Genomic DNA, 16,855 nt, shown 5'->3' with positions numbered 1-16,855 from the left:
CGATGGTCACGTGCAGGCGCTCACCTTAAATTGCCGCGCGCCTGCAGCTGGGGCCTTGCTTCACGCATTGCGGTCACTCCTTGCACCATTGCATCTGGCTCTTAATTTGGACCAAACTTAGGCGTCAGCGCCCACCTGCGGGTGAGCCACAAAATCCCGATGAGAGTGGGAATCAAACACTTTGTCACCCGGATAGCTGCTAAAAAGCGTTGCTTAACAACAACAAATGGAGGCTTTCCTTTAATTGGGAAGCCTCCATAACGGAGCGCAGGATTAGAAAACATTGACTGGTGATTTGACTACCAGCGGTGATGCCTCCTGCCCCGATAGGGGCCGTTAGTGGGCGTATTTTGTCCTGCAGATGCAGGCGGAGTCACTACCGGGGTTGCCGCTGGAGTCGCTACCGGGGTTGCCTGGCTATTTCCATTTCCAGTACCAGAAATGGCTCCCAGCGTGGCGTTACCAGTGATTCCTGTAGCGGTAACGGCTCCGCAACCTACGATGGTAGGTTGCCCATTGGCATTTTTCAGGTTGGGGTCAGTAACAGACAAGAACCAGCTAGTGGGTAACGTCTTCACATTTTGCAGATTCTTGATTACAACATTGGCATTGCTGTTCCCCTGCCCGTCAGTGTGTTCAACCTGTGTAAAGAAGGGCTGATTGGTACAACTGCCTGTCGCCAGATTAACATTGATACGCTGGTTAGGATGATTAGGATACGCAAGCTTCACCATCATATCAGCATTGCCAGCCCTGCTATTGAGATTGATGTTTGCTGTACCTGTCGCAGTCTGCTGTCCACCACCGTTTCCAGTTGTGCCAGGCAGAGTGACCGTAGCAGCGGTCACCACTCCATTCCCGTCGGTTTGCACCGTGACAGGATTGGGCTGCTTAAGAAGCGCGGCACAATTTAGATTGGTGTAGGATTGCATAAAACGGCTCGCCAGGAAGGTGAAGAGCGAATTAGCAGCGTCGGCAGCAGGTGTGGTGGCATTAATGGTCAATGGCATATCTTTCTGGATACGTGGCAATCCGGTCTGTACGAGATTGCCACAATAGGTTGTTCCACTGGCCTGTCTCATACTCCCGGCAGGCATCTGATTCACGCCCTCTCGATAGCGATTCGTTTTTGTCAGACTGGCATTATTATTAACCAGAACCATGGGATCGGTTGCAGGGACCTGGGCAATCGGAGCCTGCTGATCCATCGCTGCCTGCAACTCGTCTAAAGGTAGTGCTGACACCATGGTGTTATTATCAGCAATATTGGGAGCTTGCCAGGGCTGACAACCTAATGCAGGATCAATGAAAGTTGTGAGCAAGGCATTGTCACTCGGGTTTCCCAATCTGGTTGCATTTTGTAATTGTGCTTGATTAGCAGCGCTGAGTTGTGCGGTCTGACCATTAGCAGTAGCCAGATATTGAGTCTGGACATTATCGCTCTGATCCTGATCAACAACACTGAAATCGCGCATAGTTGGACATGGTAATCCATCTTTAGCCATCCCCAACCCAGGAACCTGTACCTTACCAGCCGCAATACCTCTCTGGGCGGCTGCAAAAAAGGCCGGCGCATTACAATAGGCAAACTGTCCAAAAATGGATTGATTGAGACCATTTACGCAACGTGCCTGTGCCAGATTCCTTGCCCCACTTCCTTTCAACGTCAGGTTAGCACCGTTAAAACCAAACCATAATCCAACCACCGCATGAGGTGGCAAGGTTGGCGTTACAGGTACCACAGCCGGTTGGGTATTTTGATCGATCACTAAAGGGCTATAGACACTGAACTTCCCGGTTGCAGGATCATAAATGACACCTTGCACAAATGCTCCCTGATTCGCATTTGCTTCATGACAAGGACCATTGCCAGCGTTCGTGGCAACTAATTGATAGGGGGTAGCCAGTCCTCGTGCGGATAATGGATTCGCTGGTACGGTTAAAGTACAATCCATATTTACAACTGCGTTCGCCGCGTGCGATTGAAAATGAGGTAAAGCAATTAAGACAACACCTGCGATGAGCGCCAACAAAACAGGGATGCTAACACCAATGAGCATCAACGGCGAAAAACGGCGCCGCTTGCGCACATAGAGAGAAATTGACTGAGAATTCAATGGATCGCGTGGTTTTGTAAGCATCTTTTCCTTCACTCCCTTTCAACAATAACAAATCCTCTACGTATAGACAGACACACACTACCACGTCCGGTCGTACGAACGACCGAGCAAGCGCTTGTAAGTATAAAAGCAATAACGCATGAGGTGCTACTCTATCCTTACTGGTTTCTCTTTGTAGTATTTATGAGAACACTTAACAAGTGCTATCGCTCTACATTGTTGCTATCAAGGAGCATTTAGCAAGCCTTGTCTTTATAGCTTTTCTCAATGAGCTGCCCTCAATCTGATACTAGCATATATTTGCATGAAACTATGCGGGAGTGGTATTTATTCAGGTATAAAGTACCACTATCAGGTAAAGAAGTCTTAACCAGAACATGTGAGAAGAACGTTTAGGGTCAGCTGAAAGATGCTCGGCTCATCATAAGTAAGGGAGAGATGAAATTTCAGGGGTGCAAAAATTCAAAGATCGCAATTTCGGGGCGACAACTCAGGCGAAAATGGGGTGATAGCATCCCCAATCCACGATTTGTATAGTGAAGCATCTTGTCAAGATGGTAGAGCCCTAAAGGATATTTATGAGATAATTGTGGAAGGATCAAGGGCCCATAAAAAGGGATGCGCACCTGACCGCCATGAGAGTGACCGGAAAGCTCAAGATCAAAACGACCATTTGCGGCCGCAACATCCGCAAAATCAGGCTCATGCACAAGGAGTATGGCCGCTCCTTCGGCAGGCAAAGAATCTGTCAGTTCCTGGAGGAGCGGCTGATGAGTCCACACAGATGCTGCTTTACCGCGATTTGACGGCCAGAGATCATCCAGGCCCACCAGATGTAACATCTCGCTGCCACGCCGCAGTGTATGAGTTTGATTGGGGAGTTCTGTTACCTGAGCACTCTGTAAGCACTCACGAACCCATTCCACGCCAGATGGATGGTCATGATTACCGAGCACTCCAAACACACCATCACTGGCATGGAGCTTACGCAACTCTGCCAGCACCTGCTTTGCAGCTGGCAAATAATCAGTAACAAAATCTCCCGTAATCACAATCATATCAGCCTGCAAGGTATTAATGGTTTCCACCAGACCCACCAGACGATGGGCCGTCATAAATGTATTGTCGGCATGGATATCCGTAATGTGCAGTAAGCGATAACCATGGAAAGCTGAGGTCAGACGAGGTAAGTGAAATTGATAATGGGTAAGATCAAACCAGGTTGGCTCTATATTATGTGCATAATAAAGGGTCCCCGCTCCCGCTACACCAACCCCTGCAGTGGCAGCCAGCGATCCTTTCAAAAAAGCTCGTCGTACCATCAAATGCTTACCTTGTTCTTTCGACATATATTTTTATTTCTACACATATTTTATAACACATCAGGAACATTCTCAATCACTTCATGCCCTTGAAAAAGGACAACAGGATTGGGAATGCTATCCTGCGTGGAAATTTGCTTCTATCCCTGCTTCTGGCTCAAAATAGCTTTGAAAGCCTGCGCCAGCAAATCACTATAGTCTGTAACTGCCTGCATATGATGTCCGGGAACAATCACAGAGTTTTCAGCTTTATCCATGCTCCGCCACTCAGAACGCCTGTCAAGTTCTTCCTGAGCCCAGATAAATTCAACATTTTCTGGAATATAGTGCTTTTCATAGCGGGATGCAATCCAGGTAAATACTCCTACATAGTCGTTATAGAGTGCATGCACAGGTGGGAACATAACATCAAGTCTGCCATCAATCGCGACTAATTGGGGGAAGTCGCGAATCTTCAAATCATCTGCGGCATGTGTCAGGCGATACAGATGACGAATCGCGTGGCGTAAACGTAGAAAAGCTGTCAACGGGTAATTGGACTTAATGCGTAACCATTTACAGATAGTAGAAATCATCTGTACAATAACCTGACGCACATGTGGAATACCAGTCGGAGCAATGAGCAAGAGCAGATCAACCTGTTGTCCTTGTTCATGCAGCTGGCGGGTCATCTCATAAGCCAGTAGTGATCCATTACAAAAGCCGCCCAATAAATAGGGACCTTCGGGCTGAACAGAACGCACTGCCGCCAGATGTTCAGTAGCCATTTCTTCAATACTGGCCGGCTTATAAGAACCTTGATAGTGATAAGGATCAAGTACATGAAATGGCTGGTGACGTCCCACAGTTCGAGCCAGAGTATAACAATAAAATGGTACCCCACCTGTCCAGTTCCCATGTAGCAAGAAAAAAGGACGCGTTTGCTGGTCGCCTTTTTGAATAGTATGTAAAGGTGCCTGAGTACTCTCTAATACGACTTCGTTGGGTTCACTCACACCCCGCAATGTAGATGCCACGTCCGTATGGGCCTGAATAGGATCTTGTTTCGAATGCCTGACGGACAAAGTTTGTGTCATTTGATTATAAAAAATGTGTGTAATTTTTAGCATACCATCAACTCTCTTATGCATATAGGTCAAAGCCGAAATTCTTTTGCCTGATAGAGGTTCAAAAGCAGCCTGATCATCAATTATACCTGTATATTTACTTCATGAGATGTGTTTAAAGCAGTCACATATCCACGCAAAGGAACACTCTTTTCCAGGGGATAAAGTGTTAATACGCGTTCGCCATGTGGTTTTAAATGAAAATAATTATCTTCAGGTAAATAACTTTTCGTGTGTATTGCAACTGACTGTGCTAGCTTATCAGCTCTCACGGTCAGCGTATAAGTTCCATCTGCCTGCAGGCTTCCTTGAGCACTTAAGCCAGAATTTATTTCACGTTCGGTTGGTAAACCTTGAACGAAATAAAATGCTTCACTCACCACAACTGCATCCTCTTTTCGTTGCAAAGTCGCAACAGCAAAGGCATATCCGGGAGGTCCAAAACGATAGACATACGTTAAATCGAGAAACTGCTCGAATAATGCATCCACATGCAATTCAGAACCCCCATGGGGAGAAACACGTACCTCACGCGTAACAGTAGCCATCAACGTACCCGAAGCATTATAGAGTGCTAGTTGTAACTTTGCATGGAATACCTCAGCCTGATCGTTTGTCACATGTACCCATAGGCCATTCAGTCCCTCATCGGAAAAGAAGCAAGCTCGCGGAAGCCAGGTCCGGCGCAAATAATAATATGACGCTTTGGGATAGCCAGTGGCATCGACAATTCCCCAACCAGCACCCGGCCAGAGATCGCGATAGAACCAGATTAATCCTCCATTATTTACAGAACGTTGCCGCCGCCATTCAGCGAAGACTGCCGCCATCACCTCACCAGGCACAACTCGACTTAAATCCATATAGCGAGGCATATCACTGTAGCGGAGCTTTAATGGATCAAGACCGAACAGGAGTTTGAGATAATAATCGCGCACATCCTCAAAATCCCAGGGAGCACCTGCATCGCGTGGTACCCTGGCCTTCCATTTAGGATGGTGGATCGCCATTTCCTCAGGCTTGATAAAAAGATCGATAGTTTTATCTTCAGGAATATTAGCGAACGCCAGACATTCAACTGCGAAATGGACCTCGCTACGCCGAGCATCTTCTAATGGTCGTAGAAAGGCCCCCACACCCTGATAATGCGCATTTCCTGCGTTAGCTTGAAAAGGCAATGCTCCCCCATCAGGACTTGAAGACCAGTAAGGTGCGTGGCTATAGCGTTGACAGAGTACAGGCAAGGTAGTCTCAAAAAAATCATTATGCCACATCTCTGCGGGTAATCCCAACATCGCAACCTGCTGCGAAATCTCACTATTCCCACACCATATGGCTAAGCAAGCATGTGTTTGTAAACGCGTCAGTACCTGTTCGCATTCCTGCAGGCAGTTGGTCAGAAAATCCTCTTTTGCAAAAGGATAATCCATATTCGCGAACATAAAATCCTGCCAGACCAGTATCCCTGCTTTATCGCACAGGTCATAGAAAGCATCATCTTCATAGACCATTGTGCCACCCACGCGGAACATATTCAGACCGGCCCGCAGGGCAAGCTGCAGTGCCATTGTATATTCCTGAGCGGTCCCTGAAAGGGTTGCCATATCAAGGGGAGTCCAGCATGCGCCACGGCAAAAAATAGGAACATCATTGATGCGCAAGCCAAAATGAGTTAAGGGATCAGCTAGCCACTCGATGTGACGAAACGCCAATTTTCCACAATCAATCTCAGCGTGCGTTGTGGGATAGTGCAGCACTACGCGAGCAGGATACAATGGTTGCGCGCCATGGGTGTGCGGCCACCAGAGTTGCACAGCAGGTATCTCAATCTCACCCCGCACAGTAAATGCCGTATCAGATTCTTTTTGCACAGTGAGAGCATACTCGGTCGCATCCAGGATGAGCGAGGCATGGGTCGGTATAACATCCAGTAAACACTGCGCATGAAACATGACAGAAACACGACCATTTCCATCTTCTACAGTTGTCTGAAGTGACGTCTGGTCTAGAGCGAACAGCATACGATCTTCCAATACTATCGTGCGCCAGGGTCCAACGGGACGCAAAGGAGGAGACCACCCGGGCATACGGCCGAGCAACGTCGTCCTGAGCCAGCGTAATTGTTGATGCTCGACAAGCCGGGTACGCCAACGAGGACGCGGTCGCTTCATGGTCAACAGAGATTGCAAGGAATGAAAATGGATATACAGGGTATTCTGTTCCATCAGCAAAGCGGTAATATCCACCTCGTAAGAGCGAAACATATTATCCGTTGCCAGAATCTGCTGATCGTTCAACCAGATCGTCGCGTCAGTAGCAAGACCAGCCAGTTTCAACACGCGTTGTGTTCCTTCAACAACATCAACCGCGGCAAAAGAGCAACGATACCACCAATCCAGACTATCAACATTGAGTGGATGAGCAAGATTCCATTGATGATGTTGTTGCAGCGTTTCAATGACGGTGCCAGGGACGGAGGCTGTCAGCCATGCCTGTGCATGCTGCTCCAACTGCGCAGGATTCTGATAGCATCCTGCGGCAGTGGAGACAAGTTCCCAGCCCTGGTGTAAGGGATAAGATTGATAGCTTGTAACGTTGCGAATACATGCCATAAGAATAGCTTCCTATCCTTCCAACAAGGCATCCATAGCCTGGTCCCAATGATCCTGCAGAGAAGCAAGCAATGCACGATAATCGAAAGGTTTCTTCGTTTTTGCCATACGTGCTGCCTTCAACATCAGAATCTGTGTGGTACCAGAAATAGCTTCAAAATGCTCCGCCGGCACAAGCCAGCGAGGCACATCGTGCTCCGCCAGCCATTTTAAAAAGACAGCCGCATACTCATAACAAGAACCATACTGGCGTAACGTCGCAAAAGCATATTTATGGAAACCCTCCAACTCTGGCGGAGCCGCAAAAAACTCCTGGAATTGTTGGGTATACTCAATAAAGGGATTTTGCCGTGGACGACGAGCGACATATTTTTTTGTCAGATCCAATGCGATCGCAGCCAGTTCCGCGTCCGACTTCTGGTTGAGATAATCGAACCTGGCAAACTCTACATATGGTGGTAAGGCGCGCTCCTGGAAAATGCCATCAAAATCGGCGCCCTGCAAAGTATAATATCCACTATTATGGAAATACCCCAGGGTACGCTCCTCAATATCAAGTGTATGAATCCCAATAGTCGTCTTCTCATGAGCCTGCTGATAGCTGGTATCATGAACATCGGGCAAATAGAACGCATCAACCTCCACCAGGACCAGCCGATTACGGCTGAGTTGCACAGAGACATGCTCCAAAAGAGACTGCCAGATATTTAATTCCTGCACATCGATACCATACAGGAGGAACAAATCATGCAGTGGAACTTTAAAGAAAGTCCATTGATCACCTTCAAAGTCCGCCGCCAGCGTAAAGGCAAAACTCGCAATAGGATTCAGGGACAATCTATGCAATACTTCAATCCACAAGTCAACATAACAATTTGACTGTCGCCAGCTCAGATCGCCATTATGCAGCCAGTGCGCTTGATACTCTGCGACATTGATGGTGCTCACGCTTTGTTTCATTGCCACAACTTTCCAGATACTTCCGCAGGCCAGGCAGCCACATCCAGGCCATGCGCACGCAACAATCCTAACGTAATACGCTCCAGACCAAAACCTGTACAGGCGGTATGAGCGACCTGTCCATCGGCGGTGTGAATGCTGAAGTCTTTCCCGAAATGATCCTGATGATAATTCAACGACATGATGGCGGTCGTTGGCTCTTCAGTGCTAACGGGAGCCAGTAACTCAAACTTGAGTTCCTGCTCTTGCTGGCTGGCCGCCAGGAAACGACCACCAGGGCCAAAGAAAGGATCATTAGCTGGGGCCTGTACTGCGGGCAAACCTAATGAGAGTAAGAAGTCCAAACCACGCGTGGTCCATTGGTCACGCCATTGTTGCACCGACTCTGGATTGGCAATCCTGACAAACTCACGCATGCGAAATGACTGCATACGAGCAGGATCAGTAGAGGGTTCGTGACGAAAACAATAGGAAGAGACATCCACCAGACGGCCTCCCTCTGGCAATGTTGTATTCGCTGCCGAGGCATAGACTGGATAGCAGGCTGCAGGCGTCATGACGACGTCGGTTGCTGTAAAGTGATGACCCCAATCTTGTTGGGCCTCAACTTCCTCGAGCATCACACGATGCTCACGATGATTACCAGTAAAGGCATGCACAGCACCGAGCAAATGTGGAAAAGATTGCAGGTATCCACTCTGCTCCGTTGTGGCACGCGTAATCACAGGCGGAAAGCGCATCACCTCGGTCTTATTGTCACGACCCAGACGGGTAATAGCCTCCTCAAGGCCCAGGACAATATTCTCAAATATCCCACTCCGTCCATATACGCCGGGCACTGAAGAAGGGATTAACAGACCATGATCAAATAACTGTTGGAGAAAGCTATTCTCAGTAGAGAGTCCCATTATTCTTTCTTTCTAGCGCTCTTTATAAACCAGATGAAGAGAAGCATTGGTAATATTTAAACGATCATTACTGATCATCAAACCAGCAGAATAGGCATCTCGTAAATGACGCGCCACACTAAAGGGCGAATCTTCTGAATAGCCTGCCATACCGCAAATCATTAACGCTTGTTGTACAATCTGCACCACAAGTTGAGATGATAGGACTTTGACATTATTCAACTTAATGGTAAAGCCAAGATCAGAGACAGCATCATCCAATGTCTCCATAGTATCCAACATCTGAGCATACTCATAGAGCGTTTCATGCAAATTCGCACGCATCAGTTGGAGTTGACTGCTGGCCTCAACTAAATGCGTATCACCAGGAATAGATGATGCCCGTAGCTGACGTGCCTTTGTCTGTAAAAACTTGCGAGCACGTGCCAGTGCATCGGTAGCAATCCCGAACCAGCAAGATGACCAGAGTAAATGTGAAAAGGGCACCATAGTCTGCGTTGACAGTTCTGAATAGGATGTAGAAAAAATATGCTCTTCATTGAAGGTAGATGAGACATTCATTGCAGGGCTACATGTTCCGCGCATTCCCAGAGGATTCCAGGAGCCGGTGAGTGTCAAGGTGGTATCCGCACGCTCCAGCAAAACCAGTACCTGGTCGCCGGAAGCAGCCTCAGGTGAACGGCGCGCCGTTGCTAAAAAGCCATCTGCATACTCGCCATAGGACAATGTGGTTGAACGCTTCTCTAACGTATACCCGCTGTCAGTTTTCTCGACAGCAGCAATACTTGTACGCACATCACCGCCAACACCAACCTCTGAAGTAATGGAGGCCAGCAGCGATTGTTGCTCAACAAGCTGGCGTAAATAGTTCTGAAAAAACGAGGAGGATTGACCATGATGAACAATACACGCCACCTGAATCTGGTGCATTACCCAGATCATTGCAGTATTGGCACAATACTGCCCTAATACGTGCGCAATTGCGGATAATTCAACAATCGAAAGCCCCATACCTCCATATGTTTGAGGAACGTAGGCCGACAGCAAGCCTTCCTTACGTAAAGCGTCAATGCCTTCCTGAGGGAAACGGGCCTCACGATCCACGCTATTGGCGGCGGGGCGAAGCACATCCACACCAATACGTCGCACCTTTTCTAGTAGATCTGAAAAGAGTATTTCCGAATCCGATTTATAATCCAATATTTTCATTGATAAATACATACTCCTTATAATTTGAACAAACTCTGGTTGCTACAATAATCCATCAACGTTCCTTTGCCATCTCGATATATATTTAAACACAATGATACACCAGGCATTTTAGCACTTGTGGCTTCACAGAGTATACAGAACCATACTGCTTCATCACATAATAAATTGTGAGTAAACAAAATCTCATCTTTCTACATATCTGCGATAATACTGTTTTACTATACAGATAATACAAATGATTTATTTGCTCAAGGAACAAATAATTCTAAAAAAGAGGATAAATAACGCCTATCAGTATAATCAACCTTTTGCCTTTTACCATTTATAGTATTTAGTAATAGCTAAAGACGTTGCCATTTATAGAACAGTCAGATAAGATTGACACGTCTGAATTAGAGCACCTATAATAGGCAGGGGTTGTATTGGCACCACAACTTTTAAACAAAACTGATGATAGCCATGTCAAAAATAAGCCGCTTCGTATAACTAAACGGATGTGCCTGGCTTATTTCTTGTGTTTCAGCTAAAAGTATACAATGACTCCAGCAAAAAGACTAGTTATCACTATACAGGTAGGAAAAAGGTAAAATGCGTCTATCACCATATCGGGTTGGTATTGATATTGTAGAAGTAGGCGAAATCCAGGCCTCCATTGATAAGTTTGGTAGTCGCTATCTAGAACAAGTTTATACAAAAGAAGAACAACGCTACTGTCAAAGCCTCTCTAATACATCCGCCAAGACGCAAAGTTTCGCTGTACGTTTCGCCGCCAAAGAAGCAACCATCAAAGTATTGCGCCCGCATACAGAAGTGATACATTGGTTAAACATTGAAGTTCACAGATATCCAGCCGGCTGGTGCGATATTGAACTTCACGCGGCAGCGGCAGACCTTGCCAGACAGCGGGGCATTGCCGCCCTTTCTGTCAGCCTGAGCCATGAGAAAAATTATGCCACCGCAGTTGTCATAGCTGATTTTTTCTAATCCAGCAACAAAAGAATTTCATTCTGACAAGCGTCATTGTTAGTAAAAACCCCTTCTCTGTACATTAGCGAGAAAACAATAATTTATTTCATCTGTCACAAAGAAAGGAAGTTCATACCATGAATGAAAAAATTCGAACTATTTTAAAAGAAAATGCTCGCCTCCCTATTGATCCATCTATACTCAGTGATGATAGCAATCTCTACGACGCCGGGATGTCCTCGCATGCTTCGGTCAATGTCATGCTCGCTCTGGAAGATGAATTTGAGGTCGAGTTTCCTGCTCGCTTACTGCGCCGCTCGGTGTTTGCAAGCATTGCCAATATTGAGACCGCAGTCAAAGAGCTTCTTGATGATCCCGAAGCTGGAAACAACTAGTACCCTGATGGTCATTTACAGCTGAACGGAGAAATTCATACCTGCGTTTGGCTGTAAATAGCCTGAATGGTTCAGCGTATTCTCTTTGTCATAAAACTACCAGCATTGAATGAAAAACATTCAACATCTCCCACTATCAAGAAATTAGCTTTTTTCATCTGTTTTACCCGTCTCTACCGGTACTATACGAACACGAGAATGTAAGGGATGCAGCCTTAAACCTTTATGTTCTGATTTGTGTTCACTCACCTGCTGCTGAGATGTCCTGGCTTGCGCAGAATATAGATAGGCGATTTCTTTTTTTGAGATACGGACAGTACTATCATTTTCATTATTGCTATCGGACTGTTCAGACACGGTATTCATTGGCTGTGCGATAGCATTTGTCGGAGCTACTTTCGGCATACTCACAGTAGCGGCATCAGCAATTGCTCCAGGTAATCGCTGCGGTATCATCTCATTCCGCGTATATGCATGCGGTTGATCCATTGATGACGAAAGGTTTTCTGGCGTAAACGCAAAATTAATAGCCTCGCCCTGTCCATTGGCATGAGTAGCATACACATTATTCAAAGATAGTGAAGGGCTTTTACTGTCTTTTCCATTCAAGGATGTCCAATTTCCATTATCTACAGGATGTTCTTTCCGCTGTTTGCGTGCTGTATTAGAACGTACAATCGGCAATTGCAGGGTGTCTATTTCTGTCAGGGTGATAGCATTACCAAAGGTTGATAATTGGATCATGCCGCTGGGAGCAAATTGGTTTAACGCAGGCAGCATCACAGTATCGGTAGCGGCAACTTCATCGAGATAGCGATCAAGTGCTGATTGACCAATTAAAGTTTGGGCCACAATCGGGGACATCCAGATAGCCTCAAGCACCAGAGCAAGCACCCACCCCAGACTCAAGCCAGATAGCCCTCCTAAACGTGCACCGACCGCTGCAATACCCAGTTCCAGGCACGCCCCAACCATCACAGGTAAAATTGCTCTGGCAACCTGATCTTTAATACGACAAATGGCAATATAGTGGTTTTTGATGACGAGGGGAATGGCAGCAAGAAGCAAAATGCGCAGGCTCGAAGAAGCATACAATGCGTAATTTTCGCCAAAGAAATGCAGGATGGGTTGCGCACCAAACATCAAAATACTGCCAAGTATTAAGCTTGCCAGGATCGATAAGCTTACCGTCAGGCGTGACTTTTGGGTAAGGGTGGCCGCCTGCGCAGCATTAGCCGCATGGAGTACTGTCGTCAACGAAGTAGAGAGCGAAAAGATAAAATTCGCAATCATCGATGCAATATAAAACCAGGCATTCATTTTTGCTGAGAGGAGAATGGTGACAAGAATAGGAAGGGCTTGTGTAGGGGCCTGTAAGACTAGATTCAACACATGATGTTGGATGGCGGCAGATCCCATTTTACGCGTTGTATTCCATTGAGGAATGTAATATTTAAGAGAGGTTTTCTTCTTTTTAATAATGAAAAGAAAGAGCGGTAACAATGAAATGATATTACCTACCGTCCAGATAGTGTAGATGCTAATACCACTCAGATTTTTATAAAACTGGCCCAGTACGGCAAGGAGTGCCAGTTTGGCAATGGAAAAGAGTGCATTGCGCCAGAGTTGCAATCCTCCTTGCAGCATACCAATTACTGCCTGATCCAAAATCACAGTGACCGCGGCCATACACACACCCAGTGCAAAAAGAAACACACTCTGTGGAGAAGATCCAAATTGGCCCAATTGTGGCGAGATGAATGGTGCACATACCGCAAAGATAATGCCGCCCGCTAAACTGGCAGCACCAACAATCAGGGTAGAAGCACTGATGAGAGAGCCTTCTTTCCCGTGGTTGCGGGGTAATTCAGTAATTAATAGAGTTCCCTGACCAAGTACCAGGAGCGTCGAGAGAAGCATCATAGATGAGGTAGCGGCAGAGGCCAGACCAACTGCATCTGAGGGAAAATAGCGCGCCGCAACTAACCAATACGCAAAACCCAATAACGAGGTGACCAGCATTGTTCCAACCAGAGACCCGGTATTGAATAAGATAATACTATTTTTTTTGATCCATTGAGTTACAGATATATGCACGAAATTTTATCCCTCTTTATGCAATATCGCGAAGCATTCCCGCAGCGCTACAGGCTATCTGTCTCAGCTATAAAGAAACTTCTTGCTGGCGTTGCTCCCCGCTCGGGAATGAGGGAACATCCTGGTCCACGCCTGAAGAAAGGGGAGCATATTTGCCGATCAGATACCCGATCACAGTCATACCGAAACCCATGATAATAGCGGCCGCGCAAACCAGACGCATAGCACTTACCTTTAATAAGGCCAGACCCAGATTGCGGAGGACGCCAGCAGGCAGCGTCTTGATTGTATAAGCACTCTCTGACGAAAGCGCGTCCTGCGTTCCCACCAGACGAGAAATTGCGGCTTTAGAAATCCCTTCAGCATAGCAACGTTTGAAAAAATATCGCCAGGTTGCTCGTTTTTGTGGAACGTAATGAGAAACAGAAGTCTGTGGCAAATAGAGAAACTGACCTTCCGGCCAATGCTGACGGGCCCGAATACACAATTCTGTCTCTTCACAGCCAATCGGTAAGGTACCAATACGTCCAATGCCATTGCGGAAGCCACCCACTGCCTGGAACACCATCCGCCGTATACACATACTCGCCCCTACAGGATTACGTATCGGCGCATTGACCTGCGGCATACCTCGATATGTACAACCTACGACCCATTGAAATTCGACAGGAAACCAGGCAGGTTCTCGTACTTCCCACGCAGGACGCACTGCAGTTCCAACTCCTAAAATCTGGGAATCAAGCAAAGCATCATGCATAGAAGCCAACCAATTTACTTCAGCCATGGCATCATCATCTAAGAAAGCCACCACATCGCCACTTGCTGCTGCCACGCCACTATTACGCGCACCTGATAGGCCACGGGACTGATTATTGGCAATCACCCGAATATCTGTCCATTTTTCCTGTGCTTGTCGCAACAACGCAGGATTATGATCGATTACAACGATAATTTCATACGCTGCATAGGTTTGTGCTTGAACTGAAGCGACGGCTTCAGTTAATAAGCTCCAACGTTCAGAAGCATAAGCACAAATAATCACTGAGAAGCTCTTGGCAGATACTGTCATATGTGGCCCACCCTTTCTACATTACGCGCCTACAACGATAGTTCTTCAGAAGTGTGCATAGAAATAGTGGCGCTTTGTTGCTGCTTTGGGGCAAGCTGTGGCACGCTCTGATGCATCCATTCAAATACAATAACTTTTAAAACCAACCAGCCATCCTTAAAAGTATTGAGATTACTTTCACCAAAGACACGTGAATGTTCCATACTGGAAACTTCCACCATCCGAACGCCAGCCTTAAGCATACGCAAGCAGAGTTGCGCTTCAATATCAAAACCCATAGCATCTAATGTCACCAGGTCCAGGCAACGTCGCCAGAAAACATTATAGCCATAACATAAATCAGTAAATTTCTCTCGAAATAAAAGATTTGTCAACACGCAGAGTGCCCAGTTTCCAGCCTGACGCAAAGGAGTAATATCACTACTGCCACCACCCTTGAGATAGCGTGACCCTTTCGCAAAATCCCCACCTCTCTTCAATGCATCCACGAAGAAGGGAATTTCGGCTGGATCAGCGGACCCATCGGCATCCAGCATCACGATGATGTCCTGTGTACAGGCCACAAAACCGGCACGCATAGCATCTCCTTTGCCAATGCCAGTCTGCTGGATAATTCGTATGTCAGAACGTAATTTTTGGGCAACAGCAATAGTATCATCAGTTGAATGACCATCTACAAGGATGATCTCTTCAATATCAGCAGGGATTTGCGGCAATAAATATGAGAGATTTTGTGCCTCGTTGCGCGTTGGAATGACAATACTAATAGTTGGCTTCGCTTGATCCGCGTACATTACTATTCCTTTAAAAAGACTTGAGCAGTTAAATTGTTCCACTATAATAAGCAGGATATGTCCGTACACTGAATATATATACCGTAGTGATACACCTTCTCAGGAAAGAAGTATAAAGGCAAGACAGCCTCTTCTCCAGAGTCCTACTTCGCAATAAACAACTCTACTGGCTTCATTGCATTAAATAGAATTCTGTCTATGCAGATCTTTTGCCATTTATGCCTGACCGCTTGTTGAATGCCTCACTTATCAAATAACATACTTTACAAAAAAATTGAGTTTAACTAGCAGAAAGTACTGTATATACGAGTATATCTATACAACGACAAAAAAATGCAGGTTGCAATACACTGTTATCGATCATAAAAAAAGAGTTTATAATGAAAATTATACTCGGCTGTACACATAATATCATTTTCATAGCCACATTGAAGAGGTATTCAACCAAAACTCCTAGAGGTTTCAAAATTGTACAAAGTCGAGGTAAGAAAAACGGATCGCTAGTACTTAACTACTCGCTAATTGATTGATAGAAAGAAATTGATTATGATAAGAGACGCGACTGTATGCACTACCGTTTGAATGATAGGTTTACATGCGCTCATTATTTTACTTCGGCATTAGACAAAGCACGACATCAAAAACGTAAATTGATGCCAGAAAGAAAGGGTTACGATTCACATGGAAATCAAAGGTTCGCAAAAATTTAAGGCACCTCAGTTGCAGGTTTTTCAGGCTCTGCTTAATCCTGCTATTCTCAAAGAGAGTGTCCCTGGCTGTAGTTCAGCTGAATATGCAGAAGTGCCCTGGGCTACCGGTCGTCATATTAAATTGGTCATTTCACTCAACATTCCAGGCTTTCCTTCCGGTGCATATACCGTGTTCGTCAAGCCTGAAGAGGTTGTTGAGCCAACGCATCTCGTGCTCGCCAGTACACCAAGCAGTGCCCTGGGATCAATCAATGCCCGCTGTGCGGTTGATCTGAGCCATGATGGTGAACAAACAATTATTAACTATGTCACCGATGCACAACTGGAAGGCAAGTTGGCCTCCACACCAGAATTTATTATCAAAGGTGCTGTAAAAAGCGTTCTCGATCACTTCTTCAAAAATCTAGAGAAACATATTTAACCTGCAGTAAAATGCTGTTTTCTTTCGGCATGTAATCTATCAAAAAAAGATTCTGCGTATTTTCTCGTTATGATAATTTGCGTGGAATCTTTTTTGTGTGCACAATTGAAGCCCGGTGCCAACTTCCTGCGTAGTATAAATAAATAAATAGACACCAGCGATA

Annotated in this window: 13 protein-coding genes; 3 read left to right on the top strand and 10 right to left on the bottom strand. The window is 46.1% G+C overall.

Annotation, left to right across the window (positions count from 1 at the left end; all coding sequences use genetic code 11):
* Positions 1 to 299: 299 nt before the first annotated feature.
* The 7 genes from F1593_RS28915 to F1593_RS07975 all read right to left on the bottom strand — a co-directional run bounded on the left by F1593_RS28915 (position 300) and on the right by F1593_RS07975 (position 10,237).
* Positions 300 to 2,141, bottom strand: a complete 1,842-nt coding sequence (locus F1593_RS28915; RefSeq protein WP_216368810.1) for a hypothetical protein — start codon at positions 2,139 to 2,141, stop codon at positions 300 to 302.
* 425 nt (positions 2,142 to 2,566) lie between these two features.
* Positions 2,567 to 3,469 (bottom strand): metallophosphoesterase, encoded by a 903-nt coding sequence (locus F1593_RS08000; protein WP_149401034.1) that lies wholly within the window; start codon positions 3,467 to 3,469, stop codon positions 2,567 to 2,569.
* A gap of 113 nt (positions 3,470 to 3,582) precedes the next feature.
* Positions 3,583 to 4,551 carry a thioesterase domain-containing protein gene (locus F1593_RS07995; RefSeq protein WP_172631953.1) on the bottom strand — a complete coding sequence of 323 codons (969 nt, stop codon included), beginning with the start codon at positions 4,549 to 4,551 and terminating at the stop codon, positions 3,583 to 3,585.
* Positions 4,552 to 4,631: 80 nt separating this feature from the next.
* The gene (locus tag F1593_RS07990) at positions 4,632 to 7,160 is read right to left on the bottom strand and encodes a glycoside hydrolase family 2 protein (RefSeq protein ID WP_149401032.1); all 2,529 of its coding nucleotides are present in this window, start codon (positions 7,158 to 7,160) and stop codon (positions 4,632 to 4,634) included.
* 12 nt (positions 7,161 to 7,172) lie between these two features.
* Positions 7,173 to 8,120 carry a DUF1839 family protein gene (locus tag F1593_RS07985; protein ID WP_149401031.1) on the bottom strand — a complete coding sequence of 316 codons (948 nt, stop codon included), beginning with the start codon at positions 8,118 to 8,120 and terminating at the stop codon, positions 7,173 to 7,175.
* The gene (locus F1593_RS07980) at positions 8,117 to 9,028 is read right to left on the bottom strand and encodes an amino acid--[acyl-carrier-protein] ligase (RefSeq protein WP_149401030.1); all 912 of its coding nucleotides are present in this window, start codon (positions 9,026 to 9,028) and stop codon (positions 8,117 to 8,119) included. The genes F1593_RS07985 and F1593_RS07980 overlap by 4 nt, the downstream gene beginning before the upstream one ends.
* A 12-nt stretch (positions 9,029 to 9,040) precedes the next feature.
* Entirely contained in the window at positions 9,041 to 10,237 is a 1,197-nt protein-coding gene (locus tag F1593_RS07975; protein ID WP_172631952.1) for an acyl-CoA dehydrogenase family protein, read from the bottom strand.
* 591 nt (positions 10,238 to 10,828) lie between these two features.
* On the opposite strand from F1593_RS07975, the gene acpS reads away from it, so the two are divergent.
* On the top strand, positions 10,829 to 11,224 hold the full coding sequence (acpS, locus tag F1593_RS07970) for a holo-ACP synthase (RefSeq protein WP_149401028.1): 396 nt from the start codon (positions 10,829 to 10,831) through the stop codon (positions 11,222 to 11,224).
* A gap of 119 nt (positions 11,225 to 11,343) precedes the next feature.
* Positions 11,344 to 11,601 (top strand): acyl carrier protein, encoded by a 258-nt coding sequence (locus tag F1593_RS07965; protein ID WP_149401027.1) that lies wholly within the window; start codon positions 11,344 to 11,346, stop codon positions 11,599 to 11,601.
* A gap of 144 nt (positions 11,602 to 11,745) precedes the next feature.
* On the opposite strand, the gene F1593_RS07960 is transcribed toward F1593_RS07965, so the two are convergent.
* The 3 genes from F1593_RS07960 to F1593_RS07950 all read right to left on the bottom strand — a co-directional run bounded on the left by F1593_RS07960 (position 11,746) and on the right by F1593_RS07950 (position 15,561).
* Positions 11,746 to 13,698, bottom strand: a complete 1,953-nt coding sequence (locus tag F1593_RS07960) for an MATE family efflux transporter (RefSeq protein ID WP_149401026.1) — start codon at positions 13,696 to 13,698, stop codon at positions 11,746 to 11,748.
* A 67-nt stretch (positions 13,699 to 13,765) separates the two neighbouring features.
* Positions 13,766 to 14,767, bottom strand: a complete 1,002-nt coding sequence (locus F1593_RS07955; RefSeq protein ID WP_149401025.1) for a glycosyltransferase family 2 protein — start codon at positions 14,765 to 14,767, stop codon at positions 13,766 to 13,768.
* A gap of 29 nt (positions 14,768 to 14,796) precedes the next feature.
* Positions 14,797 to 15,561 carry a glycosyltransferase family 2 protein gene (locus F1593_RS07950; protein ID WP_149401024.1) on the bottom strand — a complete coding sequence of 255 codons (765 nt, stop codon included), beginning with the start codon at positions 15,559 to 15,561 and terminating at the stop codon, positions 14,797 to 14,799.
* Positions 15,562 to 16,242: 681 nt separating this feature from the next.
* Between F1593_RS07950 and F1593_RS07945 the strand changes: the two genes are divergently transcribed.
* Positions 16,243 to 16,692, top strand: a complete 450-nt coding sequence (locus F1593_RS07945; protein ID WP_149401023.1) for an SRPBCC family protein — start codon at positions 16,243 to 16,245, stop codon at positions 16,690 to 16,692.
* The last annotated feature ends 163 nt before the right edge of the window (positions 16,693 to 16,855 follow it).

Origin of the sequence: Dictyobacter arantiisoli, from assembly GCF_008326305.1 — a bacterium.
In the GTDB taxonomy this organism is placed as follows: domain Bacteria; phylum Chloroflexota; class Ktedonobacteria; order Ktedonobacterales; family Ktedonobacteraceae; genus Dictyobacter; species Dictyobacter arantiisoli.
Note: the sequence above shows the minus strand (reverse complement) of the source record. Positions and strands in the feature narration are given on the sequence as shown.

Excerpts from the sequence above, each read along its gene's own strand:
- F1593_RS28915 (WP_216368810.1), bottom strand. The coding sequence starts at position 2,141 with ATGCTTACAAAACCACGCGATCCATTGAATTCTCAGTCAATTTCTCTC.
- F1593_RS08000 (WP_149401034.1), bottom strand. The coding sequence starts at position 3,469 with ATGTCGAAAGAACAAGGTAAGCATTTGATGGTACGACGAGCTTTTTTG.
- F1593_RS07995 (WP_172631953.1), bottom strand. The coding sequence starts at position 4,551 with ATGCTAAAAATTACACACATTTTTTATAATCAAATGACACAAACTTTG.
- F1593_RS07990 (WP_149401032.1), bottom strand. The coding sequence starts at position 7,160 with ATGGCATGTATTCGCAACGTTACAAGCTATCAATCTTATCCCTTACAC.
- F1593_RS07985 (WP_149401031.1), bottom strand. The coding sequence starts at position 8,120 with ATGAAACAAAGCGTGAGCACCATCAATGTCGCAGAGTATCAAGCGCAC.
- F1593_RS07980 (WP_149401030.1), bottom strand. The coding sequence starts at position 9,028 with ATGGGACTCTCTACTGAGAATAGCTTTCTCCAACAGTTATTTGATCAT.
- F1593_RS07975 (WP_172631952.1), bottom strand. The coding sequence starts at position 10,237 with ATGAAAATATTGGATTATAAATCGGATTCGGAAATACTCTTTTCAGAT.
- acpS (WP_149401028.1), top strand. The coding sequence starts at position 10,829 with ATGCGTCTATCACCATATCGGGTTGGTATTGATATTGTAGAAGTAGGC.
- F1593_RS07965 (WP_149401027.1), top strand. The coding sequence starts at position 11,344 with ATGAATGAAAAAATTCGAACTATTTTAAAAGAAAATGCTCGCCTCCCT.
- F1593_RS07955 (WP_149401025.1), bottom strand. The coding sequence starts at position 14,767 with ATGACAGTATCTGCCAAGAGCTTCTCAGTGATTATTTGTGCTTATGCT.
- F1593_RS07950 (WP_149401024.1), bottom strand. The coding sequence starts at position 15,561 with ATGTACGCGGATCAAGCGAAGCCAACTATTAGTATTGTCATTCCAACG.
- F1593_RS07945 (WP_149401023.1), top strand. The coding sequence starts at position 16,243 with ATGGAAATCAAAGGTTCGCAAAAATTTAAGGCACCTCAGTTGCAGGTT.